Origin of the sequence: Kitasatospora sp. NPDC096128 (assembly GCF_040303105.1) — a bacterium.
Classification (GTDB): Bacteria; Actinomycetota; Actinomycetes; order Streptomycetales; family Streptomycetaceae; genus Kitasatospora.
In genome coordinates this window covers 1-8,671 of the sequence record NZ_JBEOSP010000098.1, presented here as the reverse complement: position 1 = coordinate 8,671, position 8,671 = coordinate 1, and the positions used below count along the sequence as shown (strand labels likewise).

Genomic DNA, 8,671 nt, shown 5'->3' with positions numbered 1-8,671 from the left:
ACGAGCGGTTGGCGGGTCTCGGGCATGCGTACGGGCCGGCGTTCCGTGCGGTACGGGTCCGGCCGTCCGACGCGTCCCACCCGGGACTTCACTCGTTGTGCAGCACCTCGGCGATCGGCAGCCGGGCCGCCGAGCGGGCCGGGACGAGCGCGCCGAGGACGGCGATCGCGACGCCCGCGAGGGCGAGGGCGGTGAGCAGCGGGGCACCCCAGACGTCGATCATCGAGTCCGTGAAGGCGATGATCCGCACGTGCTCGACGATCAGCCGGTGCACCAGGATCCCGACCGGGATGCCGATGATCCCGCTGGCCACGCCCTGCCAGGCCACCGAGGTGACCGTCATCACGACGACCTGCCGGGGCGTCATCCCGATCGCCTTCAGCATGCCGAGGTCGCGGCGGCGTTCGCGGATGGTGAGCAGCAGGGTGTTGAAGACGCCGAGCGCGGCGACCACCGACAGCAGGACGGTGAAGGTCGTGCTGAAGGTCTTGATCGCAACGACGGACCCTTCCGAGCCGGCCGTGACGATCGAGGGCGACAGGCTCGGATCGGCGTCCGTGACGGCCTTCCGGTAGGCCGCGGCGTCGGCGCCCTGGGCGAGTTTCACGTCGTACTCGACCACGTGCGGGTCGGAGGTGAGCTGGGCCCGGGTGGCGTCGTTGGAGGTGATCGCGTTGGCGTTGCCCTGGACCTCCTTGCCGACCAGGGTGACGGTGGTCTGCCGGTCGTCCAGGACCAGGGTGACCCGGTCGCCGAGCCTGAGCCCGTGCTGGTCGAGGAAGGCCGGTCCGGCCTCGATCTCGTTCGGTCCGGTCGCCGGGCGTCCCTCGACCACGTTGAGCCGCCGGTGGTCGACCATGGCGTCGCCGCCGTAGAAGTTCGCGAAGACCAGTTGGGGCTGGCCGAGGATGCCGATCCGGACCAGTCCGCGGACGGACACCTGCTCGGCGCCGGGGGTGGCGTGCAGCATCGCCGTGGTCTGCTCCGGGGTCAGCCGGGGCGCGATCTTGTTCTCCGAGAAGGCACTGGTCTGCACGTCGATGTGGGTGCTGCGATCGGGCGCCGTCATGGATCTGGCCAGGGTGCTGCTCACCCCGGTGGTCACGGTGACGGTGACGACGCCGAGCGCGATCGCCGCCATGGTCAGCGCGGTGCGGGCCGGGCGGGCGAAGGGCTGGCCGAGGCCGAGGCTGACGGCGCGCGGCAGTCGGGTGCCGCTCAGCCGGCGCTGGACCTTGAGGCCTCGCCCGGTGCGGGGCGCGCTGCCGGCCGAGATGGCCTGGGCGGCGGAGAGCCGGCGGGCCCGCGAGGCCGGGACGAGCGCGGCGAGGGCGACCAGCAGCGGGACTCCGATCAGGGTGGCTGCGGGCAGCCAGCCGGCCGGCTCGATCACGGCGGTGCCGGTCGCGATCCCGGAGAAGGCGGTCTGGAGGATCGGGTACGAGGCCGCCCAGCCGGCCGCCGTCCCGAGGGCGGTGCCGACGACGGCGGGCACCGAGACCATCGTCAGGTAGACGGTCACCACCTGGCGCGGGGTGAAGCCGATCGACTTCAGTACGCCGATGTGCCGGTAGCCGGAGACCACCGCGCCGCTCACCACGTTGCCGACGATCAACGTGGCGACGATCAGGCCGAGCACGCCGAAGACCGTCATCAGCGGCAGGTAGGCGTCGGCGCCCGCCGAGAAGGCCTGCTTGAGCACCAGGTAGGACTGCCCGCTCTCGACGGCGTCCTTCGGCAGGCCCTCGGTGGCGTCGGCGAACGAGGCGGTGAGCTGCTGCTCGGTGGCCGCGTCGGTGAAGCGGTAGAGCATCTGCCGTCCGGTGGGGTGCAGGGCGGCCGCCTGCTCGGGGGTGACCCAGCCGCCGGCGGACTGGCTCATGCCGCTCGCGAAGCCGACGATGGTGAGCTTCAGCCCGGTGCTGGTGGGGAGTTGCGTACCGAGGAACCGAGCCGCACCGCCGCCGCCCGTGTTGATGACCACCTCGCCGGGTGCGGAGGCCCAGCGGCCGGACAGCACCTCCACCCGGTCCACCGGCGCGGCCGCCGGGTCGGGCCGGCCGACCAGGGTCAGCGGGCCCGGCGGGCGGCCGACCCAGTCGGTGGCGATGTTCACCACCACCTGGTCGAAGGGCCCGGCGGCCGCCTCGACGCCCGGCCGGTGGGCGGTGGCGGCCAGTTGCTCCGCCGAGGCCTTGGCCGGGTCGAACAGCGCGGTGACGTGCGCGCCGTGCTCGCCCTCGAAGGCGGCGTCGAACGGGGCCCGGGCGGCGCTGATCACCGCGAGGGCGAGCAGCACCGTCGCGGTGGAGCAGAAGACGACCAGGCCGATCACGAGGGTCTGCACCCGGCGGCGCTTCACCGCGGCCCGGGAGGCCCGCCACACCGCACCACTCATGACTGGCTCTCCAGCATCCGCTCGCGCGCCACCTTGCCGTCCGCGACCTCGACCAGCCGGCTGGCGCAGCGGGTGGCCAGGTTGGGGTCGTGGGTGACGATCAGCAGGGTCTGCCCGATCTGGTTGAGGTCGATCAGCAGGTCCATCACCTGCTCGCCGGAGCGGCTGTCCAGCGCGCCGGTCGGCTCGTCGGCGAGCAGCAGCGCCGGCCGGTTCATCAGGGCGCGGGCCACCGCGACCCGCTGGCGCTCGCCGCCGCTGAGGGTGGCCGGGTAGACGTCCTTGCGGTGGGCGACACCCAGCTCGTCCAGCAATTCGAGTGCTCGGCGGCGCGCCTGCTTGGCGCTGGTGCCGGTGAGTTGGGCGGCCAGGGCGACGTTGTCGAGGGCCGGCAGGTCGTCGATCAGGTTGAAGAACTGGAAGATCATGCCGACGTGGCGGCGGCGGAAGAGGGCCAGGCCGTTCTCGTTCAGCCCGCCGAGGTCCTGCCCCTGCACCCGGACGGTGCCGGAGCTGGGCCGGTCCAGCCCGGCCACCATGTTCAGCAGGGTGGACTTGCCGCACCCCGAGGGGCCCATCACGGCGACCGCCTCACCCGCGCGGATCCGCAGGTCGACGCCGTCGAGCGCCTTGGCGTCGCCGAACTCCTTGTGCACCCCGGACAGCTCGACGACGAACGGCGCGTCGTCGTGGCGGGTGGTCCCGTCGTGGTCGTTGCTCATGGCCGAGACGGTAGGCGCGGCGGCCCGGGCCGGGCGTCCCACCCCGGGTGTAACCGCAGGTCGCCGTAGTACCGGGGATGTATCGGGGCGGCACCCCCGGATGATGTCGATCAAGCATCCGCCTGGGAAGCTGGCGCTGTGTGGGGAACCGGGACGGACTGGATGGCGTTCGCGACGGCAGGCACCGCCTGCGCGGTCGCCGGTTGGCTGGGCGTCGCGCTGGTGCGGGCGCGCCGGCGCTACCGGGCGGCCATCGGCGAGCGCGGCTGGCTGCTGGAGCGCGAGCGGGAGAGTGCCGCGAGCGCCGCCGTGGACGCCGAACGGGTGCGGATCGCAGCCGAGTTGCACGACATCGTCAGCCACAACGTGAGCCTGATGGTGGTGCAGGCCGGGGCCGCCCGCGAGGTGCTGGCCACCATGCCGGAGGAGGCGGCGGCCGCGATGGGCGCGGTCGAGGCGGCCGGGCGGGACGCGATGACGGAGCTGCGGCACCTGCTGGGCCTGCTCGCCCCGGCCGCGGACGGCAGCGAGGGGCCGGAGCCGGAGGGCTTCGCGCCGCAGCCGAGCCTGAGCCGGCTGAGCCCGCTGATCGACCGGTTCGCCTTCGCCGGGCTGCCGGTGGAGGTGCGGGTCTCCGGCGAGCCGCGGCCGCTGCCCGGCGGGATCGACGTGACGGCCTACCGGATCGTCCAGGAGGCGCTGACCAACGCGCTCAAGCACGGGGACGGGGTGACGGCGGAGGTGACGGTGCGCTACGCGGACCACTACCTGCGGGTGGAGGTGCTGAACAGCGGCCCGAGCGTGCTCTCCGGCGCGCCCGCGCCGACCCCCCGGCAGGCCGACGGCGCCGGGCGCGGACTGCTCGGCCTGCGCGAGCGGGTCGCGGTGTACGGCGGGGACCTCGACGCCCGGCGCCGGATCGGCGGCGGCTACCGGGTCCGCGCCCGCATCCCGCTGGACCGGCCGTGAACTCCCTGGAGGGGACCGTGGAACCCGACGAGCAGCGCCGCCCCCGGGTGGTGATCGCCGACGACCAGGAGCTGGTCCGCACCGGCTTCCGGTTGATCCTCACCGCGCGCGGCATCGACGTGGTCGCCGAGGCCGGCGACGGCGCCGAGGCGGTGGCCGCCGCCACCCTGCACCGGCCCGACGTGGCCCTGCTGGACATCCGGATGCCCACCATGGACGGCCTGGAGGCGGCCCGCCGGATCCTGGCCTCGGTGCCCGGCTGCCGGGTCATCATGCTGACCACCTTCGACCTGGACCACTACGTCTACGCGGCACTGTCCGCGGGAGCCAGCGGCTTCCTGCTCAAAGACGTCACCTCCGCCCATCTCGCCGCCGCCGTACGGCTGGTGGACACCGGCGACGCCCTGCTCGCCCCGTCGATCACCCGCCGGCTGGTGGAGCGCTTCGCGGCCGGCGCCCCGCACCCGGCCGCGCGCGGCTCCGCGGAGCCGCGGCTGCACCGCGACCTCGCGCCGCTCACCCCGCGCGAGGTGGAGGTGCTCGGCCTGCTCGGACGCGGGCTGTCCAACGGCGAGTTGGCGGTCGAACTGACCCTCAGCGAGTCGACGGTGAAGACCCATGTGGCCCGGATCTTCGCCAAGCTGAACCTGCGCGACCGCGCCCAGGCCGTGGTGCTCGCCTACGAGACCGGACTGGTCGCACCGGGCGCGAACGACTGACCGTCAATTCCGTTCCATCGCAGGATAATTCGCATGACAATCAGCTATCTCACTCATTAGGGGGAACGGCTCGAAGGATTCACATTTTTGCCAGACCATGGGGGAACATCTGCATATCCGCGCCCGAGCCGAGCGAGAACCGTCCGGGCGGCATCACCCGCAGGACGAAGACCATTGGACAGGCCCGTGACCACCACCACCCCCGTGTGGGACTGCCCCTTCCACCACACCGACGGCCTGGAGTTCGATCCCCTCCTCAAGCGGCTGCTCACCGAGGCCCCGATCGCCAGGATCCGGCTGCCGTACGGCGCGGGAGAGGCCTGGCTGGCCACCCGCTACGAGGACGTCAAGCTGGTCACCACCGACCGCCGGTTCAGCCGCGCCGCGGGCATCGGGCGCGACCTGCCGCGGATGACGCCCGCCACCATCGCCCAGGCCGAGTCGATCAACCTGATGGACCCGCCCGAGCACAACCGGCTGCGCCGCCTGGTCGCCCAGGGCTTCACCAACCGCCAGGTCGAGCGGATGCGCCCCCGGACCCAGGCCATCGTCGACGGCTTCCTCGACGAGATGGAGGAGCACGGCGCCCCCGCCGACCTGGCGCACTTCCTCTCCGCCCGGCTCCCCCTCCACACCATCTGCGAACTGCTGGAGATCCCCACGCCGGACCGCGACCGGCTGCGCGCCTGGGCGGTCGCGATGATGCGGATGGGCCCCGGCAGCCGCGAGGGCCAGGAGGAGGCCAAGGCCGGCCTGCGCGCCTACTTCACCGCGCTCACCGCCGAACGCCGGGCCCACCCGGGCGAGGACTTGGTCAGCGCGCTCGCCACCGCCCGCGACGGCGAGGACCTGCTCGACCCGGACGAACTCGCCGTCATGGCGATGGTCCTGCTGGTCACCGGCCACGACACCAGCACCTACCAGCTGAGCAACATCAGCTACACCCTGCTCAGCCACCCCGAACAGCTCGCCGTACTGCGCACCGAGCCCGAGGCACTGCCCCGCGCCCTGGAGGAGCTGCTGCGCTTCATCCCGTTCCGCCAGGGCCCCGGCATCGCCCGGATCGCCACCGAGGACGTCGAGCTCGGCGGCGTGCTGATCCGGGCCGGCGAGCCCGTGCACGTCTCCTACCTCACCGCCAACCGGGACCCAGCGGCCTACGAGCACCCCGACGAACTGCGCCTCGACCGCACCGACGGGCCCGTCAACATGGCCTTCGGCCACGGCCAGCACCGCTGCCTCGGCTCGCACCTCGCCCTGATGGAGCTGCAGGTCGCCATCGGCACCCTGCTGCGCCGCTTCCCCCGGCTGCGGCTGGCCGTCGACCCGGCCGAACTCGACTGGAACTCCGGCTCGATCTGGCGCTTCCCGCAGACCCTGCCGGTCGCCTGGTAGCAACTCCCCCTCGACACACCGTTCCCGCACCGGGGAGACCCACACCACCATGGCCACACTCTGCCGCCCCGCCATCGCCGTGCCCGAGCACGTCATCACCCTGGAGGAGACCCTCGACCTGGCCCGCACCCTGCACGCCGGCCACCCCCAACTCGGCCTGGCCCTAAGGCTGATCGAGAACACCGGCGTACGGACCAGGCACCTCGTCCAGCCGATCGAGCGGACCCTCACCCACCCCGGCTTCACCCTGCGCAACCAGGTGTACGAGCGGGAGGCCAAGCTCCGCGTCCCCGAGGTGGTCGAACGCGCCCTCGGACACGCCGAGTTGGGCGCCCAGGACATCGACCTGATCATCTACGTGTCCTGCACCGGCTTCATGATGCCGTCGATGACCGCCTGGCTGATCAACAGCATGGGCTTCCGCTCCGACACCCGCCAGGTGCCGATCGCCCAGCTCGGCTGCGCGGCCGGCGGCGCCGCCGTCAACCGCGCCCACGACTTCTGCCGCGCCTACCCGGGCGCCAACGTGCTGATCGTCGCCTGCGAGTTCTGCTCGCTCTGCTACCAGCCCGGCGACCTCGGCGTCGGCTCGCTGCTGTCCAACGGCCTGTTCGGGGACGCCATCGCCGCCGTGGTGATGCGCGGCCAGGGCGGCCGCGGGGTGCACATCGAACGCAACGGCTCCCACCTCGTCCCGGACACCGAGGGCTGGATCTCCTACGGGGTCAAGGACACCGGCTTCCACTTCCAGCTGGACCGGCGAGTGCCCGGCACCATGGAGATGCTCGCCCCCGCGCTGCGCACCCTGGCCGGGCAGCACGGCTGGGACGTCTCCGGGCTCGGCTTCTACATCGTGCACGCCGGCGGCCCGCGCATCCTGGACGACCTCTGCCACTTCCTCAACCTGGAGCCCGTGACCTTCCGTTACAGCCGGGCCACCCTCACCGAGCGCGGCAACATCGCCAGCGCCGTCGTCTTCGACGCCCTCGCCCGGCTGTTCGCCGACGGCGGGGTCACCGAGGGCACCACCGGCCTGATCGCCGGATTCGGACCGGGCATCACCGCCGAGATCTCCCTCGGCAGTTGGGTCGACACCCCGGTCGAGCCGGTCCGCCGCCGACCGCGCGCCATCTCCACCTCCGACATCGCCCTCGTCCACCAGGGCGCCCCCCGCCGTTTCCCGGCCGGCACTACGATCACCGAATGACCGACACCACGGACCGCACCGACACCGACAGCTCCGCCAGAGCCGCCGAACTGACCGCCCTGTTCCCGGCGTTGCACGCGCCGCAGTACTGGGCCTGGGGCCGCTACGACGCGCAGTTCTCCACCGTGCTGCCGCCGGACGAGCTGGTCACCAACATCCACCTGGTCGGGTTCGCGGACGGCGGCGTGGTGCTCTGCCGGGACGACCGGAACCACTGGTTCCTGCCCGGCGGCACCCGGGAGAAGGACGAGTCCGTCGCCGACTGCCTGGCCCGCGAGCTGCGCGAGGAGGCCGGTGCCCGGCTGCTCGGCGAGCCGGCCTGGCTGGGCGCGCACCGCTGCCACACCGAGGACCCGGTGCCGTACCGGCCGTGGCAGCCGCACCCGGACAAGGCCTGGCTCTGGGCCTGGGGCGAGGTCGAGCTGGACTCCACGCCGACCAACCCGGCGGACGGCGAGCAGGTGGTCGAGGTCCGGGCCGTCCCGGTCGCCGAGGCGCAGCGGCTGCTGCTCACCGGGCACGACACCTGGTGGGGCGAGCTGATCGGCCTGGCGGTGGAGCTGCGGCGGCGGGCCGGGCGGGGCTGAGGACGCTCCCGGGCCGAGGTCACTCCCGGTCCGGGATATTCCCGTCGGGCCGGAAGAGCACCGGAACGGCCGAACAGCGGAGCGCGATGTCCGTTTTGCGGTGATATGACTCATCCATGGACACCTACGCGTTGGCCACTTCGCTGGCCGTGGACTACCCGGTGCTCAACATCTTCTGGACGATGCTGGAGCTGTTCCTCTGGATCCTCTGGTTCTTCCTACTGTTCAAGATCATCACGGACATCTTCCGCAGCCACGACCTCAGCGGCTGGGGCAAGGCCGGCTGGCTGATCCTGGTGATCGTCCTGCCGCTGATCGGCGTCCTGGTCTATCTGATCGCCCGCGGCCAGAGCATGGGGAAGCGGGACATCGAACAGGCCCAGCAGACCGACGCGGCGGTCCGGGCCTACATCCGGGACGCGGCGGCCGGAACGCCCGGCGAGGGCGGCGGCGGCCGCAGCCACGTCGAGGACCTGGCGAAACTGGCGGACCTGAAGGAGCGGGGCGCCATCTCCGACGAGGAGTACCAGAAGGCCAAGAACAAGCTCCTGGTCTGAGCGGACGGAAGCGGCCGGGGCCGGTGGACGCCGCGCCCGGGTCGAGGGCAACGACGTCGGCTACGGCACCATCGCCGCGGCCGGCCCGCACGCCACCACTCTGCACTGGGTCCGCAA

The 8,671-nt window shown here is 72.5% G+C and carries 8 protein-coding genes; 6 read left to right on the top strand and 2 right to left on the bottom strand.

Features of this window, described 5'->3' with window-relative positions:
- Positions 1–88 precede the first annotated feature (88 nt).
- Together ABTY61_RS41490 and ABTY61_RS41485 are read right to left on the bottom strand one after the other, a co-directional pair.
- Positions 89–2,398, bottom strand: coding sequence for an ABC transporter permease (locus ABTY61_RS41490; RefSeq protein WP_350510438.1), 2,310 nt, complete (start codon positions 2,396–2,398; stop codon positions 89–91).
- Positions 2,395–3,120, bottom strand: a complete 726-nt coding sequence (locus ABTY61_RS41485; RefSeq protein WP_350510437.1) for an ABC transporter ATP-binding protein — start codon at positions 3,118–3,120, stop codon at positions 2,395–2,397. Before ABTY61_RS41485 ends, ABTY61_RS41490 begins: the two co-directional genes overlap by 4 nt.
- 162 nt (positions 3,121–3,282) lie before the next feature.
- Here ABTY61_RS41485 and ABTY61_RS41480 point away from each other — a divergent pair, with 162 nt between their 5' ends.
- The 6 genes from ABTY61_RS41480 to ABTY61_RS41455 all read left to right on the top strand — a co-directional run bounded on the left by ABTY61_RS41480 (position 3,283) and on the right by ABTY61_RS41455 (position 8,554).
- Positions 3,283–4,089: a sensor histidine kinase gene (locus ABTY61_RS41480; RefSeq protein ID WP_350510436.1), complete on the top strand. Its 807-nt coding sequence runs from the start codon at positions 3,283–3,285 to the stop codon at positions 4,087–4,089.
- Positions 4,090–4,106: 17 nt separating this feature from the next.
- Positions 4,107–4,808 carry a response regulator gene (locus tag ABTY61_RS41475; protein WP_350510435.1) on the top strand — a complete coding sequence of 234 codons (702 nt, stop codon included), beginning with the start codon at positions 4,107–4,109 and terminating at the stop codon, positions 4,806–4,808.
- A gap of 186 nt (positions 4,809–4,994) precedes the next feature.
- Positions 4,995–6,203 carry a cytochrome P450 gene (locus ABTY61_RS41470; RefSeq protein WP_350510434.1) on the top strand — a complete coding sequence of 403 codons (1,209 nt, stop codon included), beginning with the start codon at positions 4,995–4,997 and terminating at the stop codon, positions 6,201–6,203.
- 49 nt (positions 6,204–6,252) lie between these two features.
- Complete coding sequence (locus tag ABTY61_RS41465) at positions 6,253–7,410, top strand: type III polyketide synthase (RefSeq protein WP_350510433.1); 1,158 nt, start codon at positions 6,253–6,255, stop codon at positions 7,408–7,410.
- On the top strand, positions 7,407–7,997 hold the full coding sequence (locus ABTY61_RS41460) for an NUDIX domain-containing protein (RefSeq protein ID WP_350510432.1): 591 nt from the start codon (positions 7,407–7,409) through the stop codon (positions 7,995–7,997). Before ABTY61_RS41465 ends, ABTY61_RS41460 begins: the two co-directional genes overlap by 4 nt.
- Before the next feature lie 116 nt (positions 7,998–8,113).
- Positions 8,114–8,554: an SHOCT domain-containing protein gene (locus tag ABTY61_RS41455; RefSeq protein WP_350510431.1), complete on the top strand. Its 441-nt coding sequence runs from the start codon at positions 8,114–8,116 to the stop codon at positions 8,552–8,554.
- Positions 8,555–8,671 lie beyond the last annotated feature (117 nt).

What these genes read in the sequence shown, in the direction of transcription:
- ABTY61_RS41460 (WP_350510432.1), top strand. Translation starts at nt 7,407, where the DNA reads ATGACCGACACCACGGACCGCACCGACACCGACAGCTCCGCCAGAGCC.
- ABTY61_RS41490 (WP_350510438.1), bottom strand. Translation starts at nt 2,398, where the DNA reads ATGAGTGGTGCGGTGTGGCGGGCCTCCCGGGCCGCGGTGAAGCGCCGC.
- ABTY61_RS41480 (WP_350510436.1), top strand. Translation starts at nt 3,283, where the DNA reads ATGGCGTTCGCGACGGCAGGCACCGCCTGCGCGGTCGCCGGTTGGCTG.
- ABTY61_RS41485 (WP_350510437.1), bottom strand. Translation starts at nt 3,120, where the DNA reads ATGAGCAACGACCACGACGGGACCACCCGCCACGACGACGCGCCGTTC.
- ABTY61_RS41455 (WP_350510431.1), top strand. Translation starts at nt 8,114, where the DNA reads ATGGACACCTACGCGTTGGCCACTTCGCTGGCCGTGGACTACCCGGTG.
- ABTY61_RS41465 (WP_350510433.1), top strand. Translation starts at nt 6,253, where the DNA reads ATGGCCACACTCTGCCGCCCCGCCATCGCCGTGCCCGAGCACGTCATC.